This is a genomic window from Mesorhizobium sp., assembly GCF_004962925.1.
In the GTDB taxonomy this organism is placed as follows: Bacteria; Pseudomonadota; Alphaproteobacteria; order Rhizobiales; family Rhizobiaceae; genus Mesorhizobium.
Map to the genome: position 1 here is coordinate 6,599 of NZ_SUEO01000085.1, position 16,914 is coordinate 23,512.

Sequence of the window (16,914 nt, forward strand, 5' to 3'; positions counted from 1 at the left end):
CGGCGCGGGTGATGCGGATCGTCTCCTCCGGCGCCATGCCGCGAAACGCCTCGTCGAGCGTCTTTGCTTCCGGCGTGATGCCGACCGCATGGAACAGCGCCACGGCGCCCGTCGTTGCCGCCGCCGCACCTAGCGCCTTCAACTGATCCTCGTCGCGCGGCTGCGGCAGACCCGATATGACCGGGACGCGGTCGCCGCTCTTTTGCCCGATGATCAGCCCGACGCCGACGAACAGGGCATCGGTAGGCTCGAAAGAACCGGTCATATCGAACAGGATTTGGCCGCGCCGGTTTTCGCTCAGATGCAGGCCCCAAGCCGGCGCGCGCCCAGTCATCGCGCAGCACAAATCGATGAAATCGCCATAGCGGTTGGTGCGCGCTCCAATCACCGAATTGGCAAAGACGATGGCGTTGGACTCGCCCCAGGCGATCTGCTCGCCAAAGCCCGGCCGGAACCGCGTCTGATAGGGCGCGCAGCTGAAGGTCGCCTGGCAACCGAGTTCCAGATGCGCCTTCATCAGACGGCGTGCCGGCGCCTCCTGTGACGGCGGCATCTTCACCAGTCCGGGATGGATGAGGTCGAACGAGCCGACATTCAGCGTCGTCGGCACAAGCACGCGACCACCGCCTTCGACCAGCCTCTCGACGAAATCGAGGCTGGCTGGGCCGTGATAGAGGCAGCCATCGATATGGGCACCGGCAATGTCCAACAGCTTGCGCGCGCCGACTGCGTTGGAAAAGGCGACCAGGATCTTCATCGCGGCGGCCACGGCCGGGCCCTGCTCGCCCTGCAGCATCGACCGGTCATCCGCACTGAGTTCAAGCGTCATCGGGTGCTCCGCTTTCCCGCACTATACCCGATCATGCTCTCCTCGATTGCGGTCCGCCTGGCAAGTCCGGCGGCCTGATCTAGCTCGTGGCGATCAGCACCGTACTTTCCGGCGACCAACGCAGCACAACGTCCTGACCTTCCGCCAGCCTTGCAGCGCCGGTGTTCTGCACGATGACCTTGAGCGTCTGGCCGTCGCGTTCGACGAAATAGGTGCTGTTGTTGCCGGCGAAGATACGCTTGGAGACTTGGCCACGGAGCACATTGCCATTGGCCTGGTCCGCGCTTCCGGTATCGATGGCGATGCGGATGCGTTCCGGCCGTACCGCGCAGCTGGCCTTGGCGCCGGCGGCAAGCGTCGCGCCCGCGCCGGCAGCGATCGCCGTTCCGTCAGGCAAGCGGATGCCGGCGCCGGTTGTCGCGCCGCGCAATATATTGGCGTCGCCAAGGAAGGTGGCGGCGAACTCGCTCTTCGGGCTGTCGTAGATCTCCTCTGGCGGCCCCTCCTGCACCAGCCGGCCATCGCGCAGGATACCGATGCGGTCGCTCATCGTCAGCGCCTCTTCCTGGTCGTGGGTGACGAAGATGGTGGTGATGCCGATCTCGCGCTGGATACGCTTCAGTTCGATCTGCATGTCGACCCGCAGCGCTTTGTCGAGCGCGCCGAGCGGCTCGTCGAGCAGGAGCACACGCGGCCAGCGCGACCCGCTGGCGCTGGCCGCCGGATAGCTGATGCGGCCGGCGGCCACCGAGCTTGCCGAGCTGCACTAGGTCGAGCGCGCGCTGCACCTCGCTGGCGACAATTGCCTTGGCCTCGCCACGCACCGAGAGGCCGAAGGCGACATTGTCGGCAACGCTCATATTGGGAAACAGCGCATAGTTCTGGAACACCATGCCGATGCGCCGCTTCTCCACCGGCACCCGCTCGACGCTCTCGCCGCCGATGGCGATGCGGCCGGTATCAGGGAAATCGAAGCCGGCGATCTGGCGCAAGAGCGTGGTCTTGCCGCTGCCCGACGGCCCGAGCAGCGCATAGAAGCCGCCGTCGGCGAAGTCGATGGAGACGTCGTCCAGCGCCTTGTGCGCGCCGAAACTGCGCGACAAATTCGATACCTGCACGCCGGCCATTATTTCTCTCCGCCGAATTTGAAGAACCGTGCCGTGAGCAGCATCAGCGCCATCGAGACGACGATGATGATCGTCGAGACCGCGTTGATCTCAGGCGTAAATCCCTTGCGGATCGCGGCGTAGATTTCGACCGGCAGCGTCGTCTGGCCCGGCGTCGAAAGGAAGTAGGACACCACGAACTGGTCGAACGACACGGCGAAGGCGAACAGCCCGCCGGCGATGACGCCCGGCATGATCCACGGCAGCGTCACGCGCGAAGTTACCTGCCACTGATTGGCGCCGAGCGACCGCGCCGCCTCTTCAAGTTCCGGCACAAAGGTCTGCAGCCGGGCGGAGACGACGACGATTACATAGGGCAGCGCCAGCGCCACATGGCCGAGCAAGATTGCAAACAGCCCACGCCCGATGCCGACGCCGAAGAAGAAGATCAGCATCGCCGTGCCGGTGATCAGCCACGGAATGGCGATCGGCGGAAATAGCAGCGCCTGCAGGAATTTCTTGCCGCGAAATTCGTAGCGGAAAAGCGCCAGCGACGCCGCAGCGCCGAGGACGACGCAGATGATGGTGGTGATGATCGCGATTTCGAGGCTGTTCCAGGTGGCCGAGATCAGCTGGTCGTTCTGCCACAGCGAAGCATACCACTCGGTCGTCCATTCGAACGGCAGTTGATAGAAGGGCGAGACGTTGAACGACATCAGCGCCATGATGATGATGGGGAGGTAGAGGAAGGCGAGCAGCAGCCAGATGTAGAGCCGGCCGAGCCATTCCAGGATACGGGTCGTCGCCATCACGCAGCCCTCTTTAGCACCGGCGACGCCAATGCCAGGATGACCAGCACGACGGCCAGCAGAATGAAGGAGAGTGCTGCACCCAGCGGCCAGTTGAAGACGGCGACGAACTGGTCCTCTATGACCGTGCCGTAGAAGGTGCCGGTGCGCCCGCCGAGGATGCGCGGTTCCATGAACGAGCCGACGACGGGCACGAAGATCAGCGCCGCCCCGGCGACCAGCCCCGGCATGGACAGCGGAATGATCACCCGTCTCAGCATCTGCAGCCGCGAAGCGCCCAGCGAGCGCCCCGCCTCGATCAGCGAATCGTCGATCGCCTGCAGTGTGAGATAACAGGTCAGCACCATGTAGGGCACGTAGGAGTGCACCAGGCCAATGATGACGGCCGGATAGGAATACATCAGGTCGATGTTGATCTTGAACGGCAGCACGGCGTTGAGCGCGGTGTCGAGAATGCCGCCTTCGCGCAGCACCATCGCCCAGGAGAAGATGCGCACCAGCCCGTTCGACCAGAACGGCAGGATGACGAGCAGGAAGATAGCCTCGCGGCTGCGCCCCTTCAGCACCTTGGCCAACACGTAAGCCGCGGGATAGCCGATAACGACGCACCACAGCGTTACCTCGAGCCCGAGCCTGAGCGACGCCAGCAGCAGCGTCCAGTAAAGCCCTTGCGAGAAAAAGGTCGTGTAGTTGGCGAGCGTGAACGCCCACGCCTTCCCTGCCAGTGGCAGCTCGGTCATGAAGGAGAAGAAGACCATGGCCGACAGCGGCAGGAAGATCGCCACCGTCAGCCAGAGATAGGCAGGCAGGAGTAGGGGCAAAGCCGATCGCAATCCGCTCCTTGAACCGGTCGCGACCTGTCCAGCCATATGCTACTCCTCCCCGAAAAGGCCGCCGTTACTTCACGTTGACCTTGAGCTCCTGCCACAGCGCCAGATAGGCCTCGCGCTGGGCATCGGTGATCGGCGCCTGGAACTGGATGCGCTTGGCCACATCAGGATCGCCCATCACCTTGCGGTTGAAGGCATCTTCGGGAAGGGCTGCGACCGCCTTGGTGTTGGCCGACACCGGCGCGCCGACCTTGGTGACCCATTCGACATAGAAGGACGGATCGATCATGTAGTTGATGAAGGCCTCGGCGCCGGCGACATTCTTGGCGCCGACTGGAATGGAAAAGGCGTCGAGCCAGGCGACGGCCCCTTCCTGCGGGATGACCAGCGCGACCGGCAGCTTGAAATGTGTCTTGGCGCGGTCGGCCGAGCCGCTCCAATAGGTGCCGATGTCGATCTGGTTGGAGGCGACCATCTGGTTCCAGTCGTTCTCCGAGCTCCAGAACGTCTTGATCTGCGGCATCAGCGAGGTCAGCTTCGCCTTGACCGCTTCCATATGCTTGATGTCGTTGATGTTCTGGCCGGTGGCGATGGCGCCGAACTGGACCGCTTCGACAGCATCGTCGCGGATGACCACGCGACCCTTATGGGCTTCGTTCCACATTTCGGTGATGCTGGTCGGCGGCGTCTCGAAGGCCTTCTCGTTGATGGCGAGCGCGGTCAAGCCCCACACCCATGGCACGCCATAGACCTTGCCGTCGCGGGCGAGCATCGGCGAGCCTGCCTTGTCCGGGCTGATGTCGGCATAGTTGGGAATCTTCGAGACATCGATCGGCTGGATCAGTTTTTCCGCCATCGCCTGGTCGTTGAAGGCGGCGTTGATCATGACGACGTCGTAGAGGCCGGGATTGGTCCTGAGCTTGGTCAGCATTTCCTGTTCGGAATTGAAGAAGTCGTTGACGACCTTGTTGCCGGTCGCCTTCTCGAAGGCCGCGATGGCCCAGGGCTCGTCGGCCCCGTAGCCCTTCCAGTTGAGCACATGCACTTCGGCGGCAGTGGCGGCCAGCGTGAGCGCGGAGGTGACGACGGCAGTCGCCGTCAGGAAAGCAGTCAGTTTGGGCATGCGCATGTTCGTTCCTCTCATTGTTTGCCCGGTTGGCGGGGCTTGTTACGTCATTTAGGCTGTCAGAAATGGGCCTCTTGCTTCCGCCACTGCACGGTCGTCGATCGATCGCCATGGCTGAGGAATGTCTGGATCTCCTGATCCGTGGGCGCGGACGACCCGCCATGGCGGGTGACCGAGAGCGCCGCCGCCCCATTGGCATAATTTGCCGCTTCGAAGGGCGGCAAGCCGCGCGACAGCGCGCTGACGAAGGCGCCAATATGGGTATCACCGGCGCCGTTGGTGTCGACGGCGGTGACCTTGAAACCGGATATGACCTGCGCTGTGCCGTCGGCCAGCCGCACGAAGCAGCCTTTTGCCCCGGCGCGGATGACTATGCCTGCCGCCTTGGGGCAGTGGCTGGTCAGCAGCCGGGCGGCGATCACCTCGACATCGCCTGGGCCGGCGATCTCGGCCGCTTCGGCGGTGTTGCAGCTCAGCCATGTCGTGCGGGCAAGCACCCGGTCGAGAATGGAGCGCGGAATATCTGAGATGACCGGCGTCGGATCGAAGACGAAGGGAATTTCCGCCGGCAGCGCCTCGATCCAGTCGGCCAGCGCACCGCGGCTGCCGGGATAGCTCAGCGTGTAGCCGGAGGCGAACACCCAGTCCCCCGGCGCAACCCGGACCGGCGTCATCATGTCGAGGCTGAGCATACTCTCGGCGCCAGGCCACGACACGAAAGTGCGCTCGGCGTCGCCGCTGATCATGGCGACGCAATTGCCGCTGTCCATCACCGGTGAAGACGGCGTCAGCGTTGCAATGCCTTCGGCGGCAAAAGCGGCGCGCAGGAAGTCGCCATTCGGTCCACTGCCGAGTTGGCCGCCGAAGACGACCTTCATGCCGGTGCGGCTGGCTGCGACCATCATGTTGAAGCCGCCGCCGGCGACCTGGGCATAGCTCAATGCTGTCTTTTCGGTGCCGGGCGCCGGCAAGGCGTCGATGCGGTAGACATAGTCGACCACCGCGCTGCCGACATGGACAAGACGCCCGCTCATGCCGCCGCATCCTTGCCCGAACTGCTTTTCGCCATCCGCATGGCGATCAAGTCGGCGGCGAGCGCGCGCATATTCGCAATGTCGATGCCTTTGAGCCGGGCGATGTGTTCCTGTGGCAATCGGGAAAGGCCGGCGCAAGCGCCTGCCATGCCGGCGGCAACGGCCCCGATCGTGTCGGTGTCGCCACCGAGATTGGCGCTGATGACGGCCGCCTGCCAGGGGTCGCCGCTTGCGATTTCCAGCACCGCGAAGGCCGCCGGAACCGATTCCTGGCTGGCAACACCGGTGCCGACCAGGTCGACGATGAGACGGATTCCGTCAGTGACAGCCTTGCCGCGGACGAGGCCCCTCGCCCAGTCGATGCGAGCGGCAATATCACCGCCGGTGACCCAGTGTCCGAGTGCTGCCCCTCGCCTTGCCGCCACAACCGCGCGATCCGAAGCGGCACGCCAGTCGCCGCCGGCAACACCGCAACTGACGGCAGCAGCGACGGCTGCGGCCGAGGCAATCGCGATCGAAGTGTTGTGCGTGGCGCGGCAGGTTTCCGCGACTTTGGCGACCAGCGCATCGAGCGGTTCCAGCGGCATCATGATGCCGACCGGCGCGATGCGCATGGCCGCACCATTGGTGTCACCGCCACTTCCGGCCTCCTCAGCCGGTACGCCGCCATTGATGGCATCGATGGCGCGCTTGGTCGACGGGCCGAGCAGGTCGTAGCTGCCGCGCGCCTTCACGTCGCGCTCCCAGTCGAGCAGTGCGTTGACCCAGCGCGTGTGATCGAAGCTACCGCCTGAAACAACCAGAATACGGCCGAGCAGCAGCGCCTGTTCGGTGTCGTCGGTAACAGTGCCGGCGGCCAAGCCTTTCGACACCGGATGGTCGGCGACGGGTGCAACGAAATCCTCGATATGACCGTAGAACTCGACGATGCGGGCCGGCGACAGCAGCTGCGTCGGCATGCCGAGCGCGTCGCCCAGCGCGCCGCCGATAAGTGCACCCATCGCGCGATCGACCACCTCGGCCGTGTCCATGCTCAGAACTCCAGGTGAAGGGCGAAATGCGCCGGATTGAGCAGGCTGGTGACGAATTCGATGGCGCGGCCATCGGCAGCGCGCGTCAACCGCCGCGTGCGCAGGAACGGCGCGCCGGGCGCGCAGTCGAGAATGGCCGCGTCCTCGGCACTCAGCATCTCGATATCGACCCATTCCTCGCCATGGTCGGAGATAAGTCCCGCCCCACGCAGCGTCTGGTGTAGCGAGCCCTCCCGCAGGCCGCGCAACGGCACGTCCTCCAGCTCGGGCGACAGCGGCAGGCGGCTGCGTTCGATCGAGATGGCGTGGCCGTCGTCGGCGTTGGTGCGGACGCGGTCGACGGCGACGAAGAACGGGCTTTCGACGCCCAGTCTGGCCGCGAGCTCGGCATCCTGTATGACTTCGAGCCTGAGCGTGCGCGTCTCGGCATTGGCGCCGGCATTGGCCAGCGCGCGCGACCAGCCGACGGCGTCGTCGACCGGCATGCCGTCGAAGGTGACGAACGAGCCGATGCCGACCTTGGTGGTGATCAGTCCGCGGCTCGACAATTCCTCGAGACCCTTGCGAATGGTGTTGCGGCTGACGGAGAAGCGCTGGACGAGCTCGTTCTCGCTCTGCAGGCGGTCGCCGAAACCGAGCACGCCGGAGCGGATCTCGCGCTCGAGGACGGTGGCGATCCGTTCGGGCTTGCCCGTGCCGGGAGATGACTGAGCCGTGCGACGCGCCATGGAATACCTGTTCAGTGAACCTGTATAGTCCTGTTCAATATCGTGGCGTAATAGTCATGTCAACGGCTCATAGCCCAGCATGCTTGTTTGAGTTCCCGGCATCCCCCCCCATGCCGGGCAAGATTGCCCTGCTGATCACGAACGGTTCGTCGCAGGCCGGAATTTTATGGGAACCTTCCCCACCCCCGAGCGGTTTTTTCTATAGTCGCAAATGCGGCAACAACCGAAAAAATGGAGACAAATGGAGACAAATGGAGACAACTATGCTTACGAAAATTCTCGCAGCGTCCCTACTCGCCGCCGGTCTGGCCACTTCCGCGATGGCCCAGAATGCCAGCGGCCCAGACGCTGACATGGGTACCGGCAGTGACAGAAGCGTCGTCACCGACCCGGCCCCGATCGATCCGAACCTAGCCAATCCGAATGTCGATTACGGGACTACCGGTAGCATCATGGGTCCTGACGGCCTGAATTCCAATGCCGATCAGAACTGCCCTATAGGCCCGCAGGGCGCGATGCCTGATGCAACGAACAAGGCTCCCGGAACGGTGTCACCGACCGTCAACGACAACCACTGCGGCAAGTAACCGATATCGATTTCGGGAATTCACGCTTTCGGCCGCGGCACGGACAGAGCTTCGTCCCGCGGCCGAAGCGCTATATGTCCTAGCTCGCTGAAGCCTTGCGCGGCCGGGCAGGCTTTGGCTTAGTGTCCTTGGGCTTGCTATCCTTGGCTTTGGCTGCCGCCGGCCCCTTCGGCCGAACCGCCTTCGCTTTCGGCTTGCCGTCCTCACCGTCGATCTCGGCTGTGGCCTGGTCCCAGTGCTGCTGATGCGCGCCGTCGGGCCGGCCGGCTTGTTCCCAGATCGCGTGGGCCCGCTGACGAATGCGTTCTTGCTTGTCGTCCGTCACTGTTGCCTCCATCGGCTCGAATCCGTGAGCGACAACTGCTTTAGCTGAAATTTCGATCGGCGTCTTGAGCGGCTTCAGCCCTAATCGGACAGAACCGCGACACCGAGGAGTGCTGCCTTCTTGGTGATCAGCCCCGCCAGATCTGCGTCCGAGCGCTCCGTTCCAGTTTGCTCACGCACCGCTGCAATCAACTCCTTCATCGACAACAGGGCACTGCCCCGTTCAGCAAGCAATTTGTCGACAGATGCGGCCACATTGCGTGACTCGACATGCGGCAACATGGAAATGGCTCCTTCCCGCGACAAGACGATCAACAGCCGGCTGCCTGCCGGCGAGCCGCCGCTCCCTCTTGCGTCTTCCCGAGAGAGCGGCGGGTGAAGGTCAGTCGATGACCTGCACGATCCTGCGGGTGCCGGGGTCGACCAGAACGGTGTGATTGTCGACCACCACATATCTGTATTCGACGTCGGGAACGTCGATCGGCTGAAGCTCAACCGTGTCGGGCAAGGTGGAACCGACATTGAGCTCCACTCCCAGAAGGCTGATCGACGCCAGCGGGTGCCTATGCACATATTCGCGGACGACTGTCTGCTGCTCGGGCGTGACAATCACCTGGTCTGCGGTGGCCACGCCGACACCGGCGAGCAGAACCAGCCCGGCAGCGGCAGGAACAAGGTGGATTTTCATCGTCTTCTCCTGTCTGGTTTGCGGGCTTCGCCTTCCACAGTCGGGAACGGCAAGCCCAGATTGCAAAACGCCCACGCAACCTTCTTGTTCCGTGAGCGGCGGCTAATCGATCGCCGCATAGGCGCCGCCTTGGTGCGTTGCTGCGAGAAATCGCAGTGGCCCGCGTTCCTGTCCGCAGGCACGCGGGCCGATCGGATCTCCCGATCAGCAGCGATACCGGAGGGGGGTGATATCGACTGCTTCGACAAGAACAATTAGCAAGAACTAATGTTCCGGGTCGAAAGCGAAAAAGCCTGCGAACCGCCGCGAGACGGCAAGTGCGGCCTATTGTTTCGGCGGCTGCGCCGGCACCTCGCCGGGCTTGATCACCGGCGTCCTGCCTTCGTCCGGCGGCGGTGCGGCCATGCCCTGATCGCCCGTCGGCGGCGGCTGCAGCACGCCGTTGCAGGGATCAAGCATCTCAGTCAGGCTGTTGTTGTCGCCGTTGTTGACGGGCGGCGGCTTCTGCTGCTGGCCGTTCTGCGGTTCAGCCTGGCAAGGGCCGGACTGGGCAGGCGCCTGGTCGGGCGTCTGGTTATCCGTCTGGGCGGCAACCGGCCCCGCCAACACCAGTGCGCCCAGCATCAACGTGCTTGGCAAGAATGCGAAAGGTTTCATGTCGAACTCCTTTCCTGCAAAAGATCATCTCCTTGCCAAAGCAGTGGGCGGCGTTTGGTTCCCGCATGCGGCAACGCGCCCGGCTCCATGCTGACTTCAAGGAAACACTCGCAAATTCATGAGCTTCGTTGCTATTCGACCGACACGATAGTTTTGAGCGGCAATGCGGGATGACATCCGTTGAAGACGCAAAAAAAGCCGCCCCGTTTCTGGGGCGGGCGCAGCATGTTGGTGAATCGTTAATCAGCGATTGCTACTATAGCAGGATCATGACCAAGAACCTCGGAAACGCCGTCAGGAACGCCCCAAAGGAACCGGCAAGGAGCTCCGTTCTCAGCCGGCTGGCGCCGGCCTTGTTTCCCCTGGCGGTCGCCGCGCTTGGATATCTGGTCGGCCGGCAATTCTTCGGCTTCTAGGGCATCCGGCCCCGCGGCTTCACGCGAAAAACCTTGGATCAAGCGCAGGCTGCTTCTCAGTCCGGGAAATCGAAGACCGGTTCCTCGCATCGATGGACCCGACATTGACCGTCACGCGTCCGGACATAGGAGGTGACAGGTACTTCGGGCCAGTCGCATTCATTGCCGAATTGACGGACATATCGATCATAGGTGTTGCGCCCGGTGGTCAGAACGATCGCGTGCCGGCTCTGGATCAGAAGCTGCGTCTGTTCGCATGTCATGGTGCGCGCATCCGGCCGGGCGTAAGCCATGCTTGTGGCGGCGAGCAGCATCGCTACGGCTGTCGAGACGATTGGGTGAGCTGGCATGTTACATCCTCACAAGGGTCGTGCCTAACGCCCATCTTCGCCCGTGGTTCCGCAACCTTCAACGGGAGCGGCATCTCCCGCGGGAGACTGCTACCGCGGCGCAATAAAACAGGCGCGATCTCACTCCTCTTTCTCCGGCTTGAACCGCCTCACCACCACCTCGAAGACGATATCCGAGATCCACATCGCCGAGACGCCGATGAGGAACGCCGCGGCCAGCGTCGTGGTGTCGTCGTCCGACGATGGAACAGGCAGGCCGGTGGCGCGGAAGTAGTGCACCACTGGCAATGTCAGGTAGGCCGCCGCCAGTGCGCCGCAGATCGGCGACGCCACCATCTCGCGGACCTTGTAGCGGTGGCGCGACAGCGCCCTTAGAACGCCGCCTGCCAAGCCTGCAGCGACCACCGGCCCTTTGATGCCGAGGAGATCGAACCATTCGTTCATGGTTTCCACCCGCAAAGATTTGCGCCTTTGAGATTGTGAGTTAGTGCCGTTCGGGCTTCTGCCGGTGTCATGTCCTCGACAGGATCACGGTTCGGTTTCGAGACATCGCAGAAGCTCCTGCCGGAATGCTGGCAGGCCACCAGCGCCACGAAGGTCGCGACCGCTAGGATTTTGGGCGTGACCATCTGGACTGTCCTTTCAGAATTTCGGCGTCAGACATGCCGGCAACAGCTTGGTCGATCTTGTCGGCTTCAGTACGGGCCGCAAGACGTTCGGCATCGCGCGTCGCCGCTTCCTTCTTTGCCCGGTTGATGCCGCCGGCGACGTACAGCCCGAGCCCGCCGACCAGCGCGGCGAAGATCGCCATGATGGTCTTGTTGCCGATGATGGCGCCGAGAATGATAAGGATCGTGGTCACAGGATTCGCCTCCCCGTCGCCATGCAGAAAGCGATGTAGAGGATCAGGCCGGCCATGCCGAAGCCAAGCCATCCGGCGATCGCTGTGAGTATCCAGAAGGCGGTCATCATCGGCGTTCCCTCACGAAATAGCCGACGGCGAAGCCGACGATGATGGGAAGCGGCTCCCAGATCATGGGATCGGCGAATTGCGGCCATGTATTGGTCACGACCGCCTTGATGACCCCGGCGAGCGAGGCCGAGATCATGGCGGCGGACAGTTTCCGGCTTGGCGCAAGCGTTGGTTGATTGATCAGCATGTCATTTGCCTTTCCAGGAGAAGATTGCGCCGACACTCGCCAGGATCAGCCGCCACAGCCAGTTGCGTTCGACGTATTCGGAGGCGGGGCTTGGCTTCGCCGCTGGCATGGGCACAGGAGCCGACGCGGGCGGAGTGACGGACTTCGGCGGCTGCGGAGCCGGGATGGCCGGCATGGGCTGTGGAGGTGTCGGCGGGGCTGCCTGCGGCCAAGGCGTCTCCTTGATGCGCGACCACTTGGCGAACGCATTGGCCAGCTTGGCGTCGTAGGCGTTCTTCCTGTATGACGCGCCGTTGTAGCCCTTGGCAAAGCCGGCCCAATCATGCTTGCGCAATTTGTCATCGAGCCGGCTCGCGGCGATGAAATTGACCGCCGCCGCGAGCTGCAGCGCCTCGTCTTCCATCATGGCTTCGACCATGGCCTGCACAGTGAGGAAGCCGGCCGCCTTGAAATTCTCGCCGAGAACCTGGCCGAGACCCCATGACGCCGATCTGAGCGCTGCCGTCTCGTCGATCGCGCAGGCGGCTTTCAGGCGCGGATAGCTGTCCCGGGGATAAGGCTTTTCGCCCCACCTGACATAGGCAAGGCCAGCCGCGACAGCTTGCGCCCGCGCCGTCCCCGATAGGTTGCGGAAAAAGACATGCGGCTCGAACAGGATGATCGGCCGGCCCTGGGCGTCGAAGCCATGCCCGCTGGTCTCGACATCGAGACAGGCGTGGATCTCATCCTCGCCGACGCCGATCCTGGCGCCAAGCCTCGGCAGATCGAGATCGGTGAGGCGCCTGGCGGCGCCCTTGAACGTGGTGTCCATGGGTTTCCTTTCCGCCCTCGCGGGCAGGTTGATGTTTGCAAGCGATTGTGTGAAATGAGCCCAAAAGGGGAGGACAGGCCCATGTCGCAAGATGACGGAACGGCCGCGGCGCGCTGGACGGTGAAGGCCGAACTATGCGCGGTCGGCCGCGACAAGCCGCTGCTTGTAGCTCTGGCAGCGATCTTCTGCCTCTATTGTGGGGTGGTCGCCGGGCCGACCCTCTATGCGTTCCTGGCCATCCGGGGCATGGCGGATTTCTTCAAGTGACGGTGTCGACCATTTGAGAACAGCTCGATCCGTCTTGCCACCTCAACCGAAATTGCTTAGCCGGGATGAAACTGCTCCCATGAACCGTTCGTACTTTGTGGGGACACAGGTGCGGGAGGGCACATGACAATAAGGATCAGGCTTCCGGGCGGGACCTTGAAGATAAAGACGAGGGACGAGCTGCGCCGCCGCGAGCAGAAGCGCGAAGTCCCGGTCTGGCAGGTCGGAAATTACTTCATCGTCTGGTGGCCGAGCAGCATGTCGGATCGTCCGTCCGGGCGCCCGCCAAAACGATGATCTCTAGCCTGCGACCCTTCTGGAACCAGTTCGAGAAATAGCCCCAGAAATAGTCAATGACCGGCCATTGACTCTTGCGCTGCGGAAGCTCTCTAATTGCTGCGCTGCACAATGGGGTTGGGCTGATGGCGGTTCGTATCAAGTTGCCGGGCGGCACCTTGAAGATGAAGGTGTATCGGGAATTGCGCGAGCGCGAGCGCGCCCGCCGCATACCGGTTCTGAAGATGGGCTCGCTGTATTTCACCTGGTGGTCGAACCGCCAGCGTCCTTTAAACGGCCAGCCGGGCGCCCCGGACGATCCTGACCGGCCCCAGGCAATGCCTTGACGCCGTGGACCGTCATCGGGCGCCTGCGCTCAAATCCTTCCGGAAATAGTCAAAAAATCACCTATCGGCTGTTGACTCTTCCCCAGGGGAAGTTCTCTAATTGCTGCATTGCACATCATCGTTGCGTTGCACGGCGGGAGTTTAACCGATGGCAGTGCGTATCAGATTGCCGGGCGGCACCCTGAAGATGAAAGTCTATCGCGAATTGCGGGTGCGCGAACGCGAGCGTCGCGTGCCGGTCATGAAGATGGGTTCGCTGTATTTTGTCTGGTGGTCGAACAGCCAGCATCACAACAAGCCGCAAGACAGCCATCGTTAGCCATAGCGTCATTCGCCTGCGTATCGCCTGGAGCTGTGCGTGCCTTTTGGACGCGCAAGGACGTTCTAAGTCTTTCAATCCATACACCACTCAACCGGCAGCCAGATGCGCCAGCAGACGCAGCGGAAATTATCGACCGACAAGACGGAGCCGCTCGGTACAGGTCTACTGCGATGGCGAAGTGCCCGCGCAGCTTCCTTGCCAGAGACCCTGTCGAGCCAAACGAATTAGAGCGTGAATGCCTCACGATCACGCTTGCAAAGCGCTGCTGCTTGCCGCAAATGGTGGCAGTGAACGTTGGCGACAGAGCAAGATGTAAGTTGATGAGAATTAAGTCGCGCTTGCACGCGTTTCTTCGCGCCAGTCCGCTCCGTTACTATTACCACCTCATCAAGGGTCGGATTGGCGGAACCCCGCAGTCTGACGAAAGCGAGATCCTGTCGCGCCTCGTAAGTCAATGCCCTCGCACGTTCCTGGAATTCGGCTTCCATCCGACAGAGTATAATTGCATTGGGCTCAATGATTTTCATGGCCTTCTGGTCGACGGCGATCCACAGACAATTCGGTTAGCCAACGCCCTGCTACCGAAGCGGATCGAGGCTAGGCAGAGCTTCATCACATTGGATAATATCGACAGCTTGGGGACCCACTTTTCCCCGCTCGGCGTGCTGTCTGTTGATGTCGACGGAAACGATTATTGGTTCCTCAAGGCGCTGCTCCCGGTGCGTCCGACGGTCGTCGTCGCCGAATACAACGCCAGTTTTGGCCTCAACCCTGTGACGGTCCCCTATGATCCAGCATTCGATCGCATGGCCAAGCATGACAGTGGCTGGTATCACGGCGCCTCGATCACCGCGCTGACGAACCTCTGCAAAACGCACGGCTACAAACTTGTCGCTGTTTCGGCCGCCGGCGGAAATGTCTTCTTCCTACCTGAGGCTTCGAAATTGCCAGGACTTGATCCCGTCCAGGCCTATCGAGAAAGCACCCTTCGCAACCGCTGGTCCGGCACGACGGCGAGGGACCAGTGGGAGCGCATCAAGCACATGCCTTTTGTCGATGCGCCTTGATACAGAGGCGAACTTTGTCCAACGGCCCACCCCTTCGCTTCACAATCCACGCGATTGATCAGCAGCGGCAAATTCCCCACCGACGCAACGAGCGTGGATGAGGCAGAGATGCGCGAGCATTTCAAAGAGATTTGCAGCAAAATGCCGCACATGCATGTAGCGCTCTACGATGGCGCAGTGCGCATTGACGAGCGGTAGCCAAAGGCATCATTTCACTAGTCGCGGCTCAGGCCGGACCAAAGCGTCGGCCGGGACGTCCGACCGTACGATCGATCCGGCTGAAATAACCGCCCGGTCGCCTATCGTCACCCCCTTCATGATCATGGCGCTGTTGCCGATCCAGACATCATCTCCAATCGTGATGGGTGCCGAGCGGATGCCTGGGTCGACGCGCGGATGGCCTTTGCGGAAGATGGCCTGCATCTGCGCAAAACGCTTTTGCGGGTCCATCGGATGCGAGTTGGTATCGTGGATCGCCACCCCCCATGAGACGTGCACATGCTTGCCGATCTTGATCCCCACGGGGTCCGACGACCAAACCGTCGAGCCTGGGCCAAGATAGAACCAATCATCGATCTTGATCCGACCCTCGTGGGCGAAGACCTGCAAATGCCCGTCCAAATGGCTGTCCGCGCCGATTGAGACCCGAGACCGGTCGCCGTGGATGTTGTAGATTTCCGCCCCGGCGCCAAATTTCGTGCGCGGCCCGATGACGGCATTCTCCCGTGCGGCGCCGGTGGCGACCCATGACCAAAAGCGGCGGCGAAGAGCGAGGATGGTGGAGAAGATGCGCATTCGCGAACATCTGCCATACACCACTGTTTCAGTCTAGGCACCGAAGAGGCCCCGCCGCGCCATCTGACGCAGGCACTCGGCGGCGTAGGTGGCGTGGCACAGGGAGCCAGCGGAGTTCGGGTGCAGTTCGTCAGCCATGTAGAGCGTCGACGTGAGATAGCCCATGCCGCTCTGGGAAATATCAATGAACGGAATGCCGAGAGCATGTGCCACATAGCGCTCGGCCTCGAAGAAGTGGTCCATCGTGTTGCCCTGACCGTTGACGCGACCGACGCGGTGGGTCGCGTGACCGGGACCGCCGCTGTAGGTTCCGATCATGACGATCTTGGCGTTTGGTGCCTGCGCTCGAATGGCGACGCATGCTGCCCACAGCGACCCATAGTGGGTGGCGTAGGTCGTGTCGCTAAAGACACCGAGAGGCGTCTCCTGCGCACCAAAGGCGTTCGGACCTGGCTCCAGGGTGACGAGCTCCGTGTCGACCGGAATGTCGACGATCCTGTTGGACATTCCATAGCTCGGGTATGCGGTAGTGCTCAGTCCCAGCGCCGAGCCGCTGACGCCAAGATTGGTAAGTATCATGCCCGTTTGTCCGGCGAGCAGAGGCGCATAGTAGGCGCCGATGGTGATGCTGGAGCCCAGGGCTGCCCACTTCTTCCCGACTAGCACGGCGGAGCCGTCGTCGTATGGATCGCCGGCAATTCCCGCCGGGTCCGACAGCAGGCCGAGGTAAAGGCCACTGTTCACCGACACCGTAGTGCCCGCCGTCTTTGACCAATAGTCCGAGGCGTAGTCGGTCGAAAAGGCTAGGACGTTCGGTCCGCCGTTTCTGCTTATTGAGGACTGCTGGAGATAAAGTCCGGAAATGCCATCGCCGACATAGGAATGGCCGCCCGCCGCAGGATAGATGCGGTGCTGAAAATTGGTGGAGACACCTGCCCCTGTCGCAGTGCCAGTAACCCGACAGCGATACCAGCCGTTTCCGAGCGGTATTATGGAAACGGCACCAAATGCCGCGCCGAAGCCTACCGCTGTGCCATTCACTAGATCGAACGTGCAGTCGAAGGCCGCCGGGGTCTGGCCGAACAGATTTAAACGGGTTCGCTCGCCTGCCTTCGCCACGACATCGAAAACAAAGGTGTCGCCGCTGACTATGGAAACGACGTGATAGACAGACGGGCTGCCCGATCCGACTGGCTCGATGATCTTGTCGGCAACTAGGCGGCCGTTGACGAGAATGTCGAGGCTGTCGACCAGCGTCTGCAATGGCGGTAGCACGCGCGCTTCCGGGGTTGTCGCTAGAGGCGCTGTGCATCCTGTCTTGGCAAAGGCTGCGTTGTTCGGGTCGGAGCTGGGC

At 62.4% G+C, this 16,914-nt stretch carries 24 protein-coding genes and 1 pseudogene; 6 read left to right on the top strand and 19 right to left on the bottom strand.

Annotation, left to right across the window (positions count from 1 at the left end):
- The 8 genes and pseudogenes from E5W87_RS17850 to E5W87_RS17885 form a co-directional block, all read right to left on the bottom strand.
- A partial coding sequence (locus E5W87_RS17850) for an aconitase X (RefSeq protein ID WP_292400112.1) occupies positions 1-829 on the bottom strand: 829 nt, incomplete at its 3' end.
- A 79-nt stretch (positions 830-908) separates the two neighbouring features.
- Positions 909-1,956 (bottom strand): annotated as a pseudogene (locus tag E5W87_RS17855) (ABC transporter ATP-binding protein).
- On the bottom strand, positions 1,956-2,744 hold the full coding sequence (locus tag E5W87_RS17860; protein ID WP_292400115.1) for an ABC transporter permease: 789 nt from the start codon (positions 2,742-2,744) through the stop codon (positions 1,956-1,958). The pseudogene E5W87_RS17855 and the gene E5W87_RS17860 overlap by 1 nt, the downstream one beginning before the upstream one ends.
- Positions 2,744-3,613 (bottom strand): ABC transporter permease, encoded by an 870-nt coding sequence (locus E5W87_RS17865; protein ID WP_292400118.1) that lies wholly within the window; start codon positions 3,611-3,613, stop codon positions 2,744-2,746. Before E5W87_RS17865 ends, E5W87_RS17860 begins: the two co-directional genes overlap by 1 nt.
- A 28-nt stretch (positions 3,614-3,641) precedes the next feature.
- Entirely contained in the window at positions 3,642-4,703 is a 1,062-nt protein-coding gene (locus E5W87_RS17870; RefSeq protein ID WP_292400121.1) for an ABC transporter substrate-binding protein, read from the bottom strand.
- Between the two features lie 56 nt (positions 4,704-4,759).
- Positions 4,760-5,734, bottom strand: coding sequence for a PfkB family carbohydrate kinase (locus E5W87_RS17875; protein WP_292400122.1), 975 nt, complete (start codon positions 5,732-5,734; stop codon positions 4,760-4,762).
- Positions 5,731-6,765: an ADP-ribosylglycohydrolase family protein gene (locus tag E5W87_RS17880; RefSeq protein ID WP_292400124.1), complete on the bottom strand. Its 1,035-nt coding sequence runs from the start codon at positions 6,763-6,765 to the stop codon at positions 5,731-5,733. The genes E5W87_RS17875 and E5W87_RS17880 overlap by 4 nt, the downstream gene beginning before the upstream one ends.
- A 2-nt stretch (positions 6,766-6,767) precedes the next feature.
- On the bottom strand, positions 6,768-7,493 hold the full coding sequence (locus tag E5W87_RS17885) for a GntR family transcriptional regulator (RefSeq protein WP_292400126.1): 726 nt from the start codon (positions 7,491-7,493) through the stop codon (positions 6,768-6,770).
- 110 nt (positions 7,494-7,603) lie between these two features.
- Between E5W87_RS17885 and E5W87_RS17890 the strand changes: the two genes are divergently transcribed.
- A complete protein-coding gene (locus tag E5W87_RS17890; protein ID WP_292400129.1) occupies positions 7,604-8,080 on the top strand; it encodes a hypothetical protein in 477 nt (158 codons plus the stop codon).
- Between the two features lie 79 nt (positions 8,081-8,159).
- Here E5W87_RS17890 and E5W87_RS17895 read toward each other — a convergent pair whose 3' ends face one another.
- The 4 genes from E5W87_RS17895 to E5W87_RS17910 all read right to left on the bottom strand — a co-directional run bounded on the left by E5W87_RS17895 (position 8,160) and on the right by E5W87_RS17910 (position 9,749).
- A complete protein-coding gene (locus E5W87_RS17895) occupies positions 8,160-8,405 on the bottom strand; it encodes a DUF2934 domain-containing protein (RefSeq protein WP_292400132.1) in 246 nt (81 codons plus the stop codon).
- Between the two features lie 80 nt (positions 8,406-8,485).
- Complete coding sequence (locus E5W87_RS17900) at positions 8,486-8,686, bottom strand: hypothetical protein (protein ID WP_292400135.1); 201 nt, start codon at positions 8,684-8,686, stop codon at positions 8,486-8,488.
- A 100-nt stretch (positions 8,687-8,786) separates the two neighbouring features.
- A complete protein-coding gene (locus E5W87_RS17905; protein WP_292400138.1) occupies positions 8,787-9,092 on the bottom strand; it encodes a DUF1236 domain-containing protein in 306 nt (101 codons plus the stop codon).
- A gap of 324 nt (positions 9,093-9,416) precedes the next feature.
- The gene (locus E5W87_RS17910) at positions 9,417-9,749 is read right to left on the bottom strand and encodes a hypothetical protein (RefSeq protein ID WP_292400141.1); all 333 of its coding nucleotides are present in this window, start codon (positions 9,747-9,749) and stop codon (positions 9,417-9,419) included.
- A 269-nt stretch (positions 9,750-10,018) separates the two neighbouring features.
- On the opposite strand from E5W87_RS17910, the gene E5W87_RS17915 reads away from it, so the two are divergent.
- Positions 10,019-10,165, top strand: coding sequence for a hypothetical protein (locus E5W87_RS17915; RefSeq protein WP_292400143.1), 147 nt, complete (start codon positions 10,019-10,021; stop codon positions 10,163-10,165).
- A 56-nt stretch (positions 10,166-10,221) separates the two neighbouring features.
- On the opposite strand, the gene E5W87_RS17920 is transcribed toward E5W87_RS17915, so the two are convergent.
- The 5 genes from E5W87_RS17920 to E5W87_RS17940 all read right to left on the bottom strand — a co-directional run bounded on the left by E5W87_RS17920 (position 10,222) and on the right by E5W87_RS17940 (position 12,486).
- Complete coding sequence (locus E5W87_RS17920; protein WP_292400146.1) at positions 10,222-10,515, bottom strand: hypothetical protein; 294 nt, start codon at positions 10,513-10,515, stop codon at positions 10,222-10,224.
- 120 nt (positions 10,516-10,635) lie between these two features.
- Positions 10,636-10,959, bottom strand: coding sequence for a hypothetical protein (locus E5W87_RS17925; protein WP_292400149.1), 324 nt, complete (start codon positions 10,957-10,959; stop codon positions 10,636-10,638).
- Between the two features lie 163 nt (positions 10,960-11,122).
- Entirely contained in the window at positions 11,123-11,377 is a 255-nt protein-coding gene (locus E5W87_RS17930; RefSeq protein ID WP_292400152.1) for a hypothetical protein, read from the bottom strand.
- Positions 11,378-11,483: 106 nt separating this feature from the next.
- Positions 11,484-11,675 (bottom strand): hypothetical protein, encoded by a 192-nt coding sequence (locus E5W87_RS17935; protein ID WP_292400154.1) that lies wholly within the window; start codon positions 11,673-11,675, stop codon positions 11,484-11,486.
- A 1-nt stretch (position 11,676) separates the two neighbouring features.
- On the bottom strand, positions 11,677-12,486 hold the full coding sequence (locus tag E5W87_RS17940; RefSeq protein ID WP_292400157.1) for an N-acetylmuramidase family protein: 810 nt from the start codon (positions 12,484-12,486) through the stop codon (positions 11,677-11,679).
- 81 nt (positions 12,487-12,567) lie between these two features.
- Between E5W87_RS17940 and E5W87_RS17945 the strand changes: the two genes are divergently transcribed.
- The 4 genes from E5W87_RS17945 (at position 12,568) to E5W87_RS17960 (ending at position 14,765) form a co-directional block, all read left to right on the top strand.
- Positions 12,568-12,753 carry a hypothetical protein gene (locus tag E5W87_RS17945; RefSeq protein WP_292400160.1) on the top strand — a complete coding sequence of 62 codons (186 nt, stop codon included), beginning with the start codon at positions 12,568-12,570 and terminating at the stop codon, positions 12,751-12,753.
- Between the two features lie 422 nt (positions 12,754-13,175).
- Positions 13,176-13,376, top strand: coding sequence for a hypothetical protein (locus E5W87_RS17950; RefSeq protein ID WP_292400162.1), 201 nt, complete (start codon positions 13,176-13,178; stop codon positions 13,374-13,376).
- Between the two features lie 148 nt (positions 13,377-13,524).
- A complete protein-coding gene (locus E5W87_RS17955) occupies positions 13,525-13,695 on the top strand; it encodes a hypothetical protein (protein ID WP_292400165.1) in 171 nt (56 codons plus the stop codon).
- Between the two features lie 173 nt (positions 13,696-13,868).
- Entirely contained in the window at positions 13,869-14,765 is an 897-nt protein-coding gene (locus E5W87_RS17960) for a hypothetical protein (RefSeq protein WP_292400167.1), read from the top strand.
- 207 nt (positions 14,766-14,972) lie between these two features.
- Here the strand turns inward: E5W87_RS17960 and E5W87_RS17965 are convergent, their stop codons facing one another.
- Positions 14,973-15,560, bottom strand: coding sequence for a DapH/DapD/GlmU-related protein (locus E5W87_RS17965; RefSeq protein WP_292400170.1), 588 nt, complete (start codon positions 15,558-15,560; stop codon positions 14,973-14,975).
- 33 nt (positions 15,561-15,593) lie between these two features.
- The coding region (locus E5W87_RS17970) for an SGNH/GDSL hydrolase family protein (RefSeq protein WP_292400173.1) at positions 15,594-16,914 on the bottom strand (1,321 nt) is incomplete at its 5' end.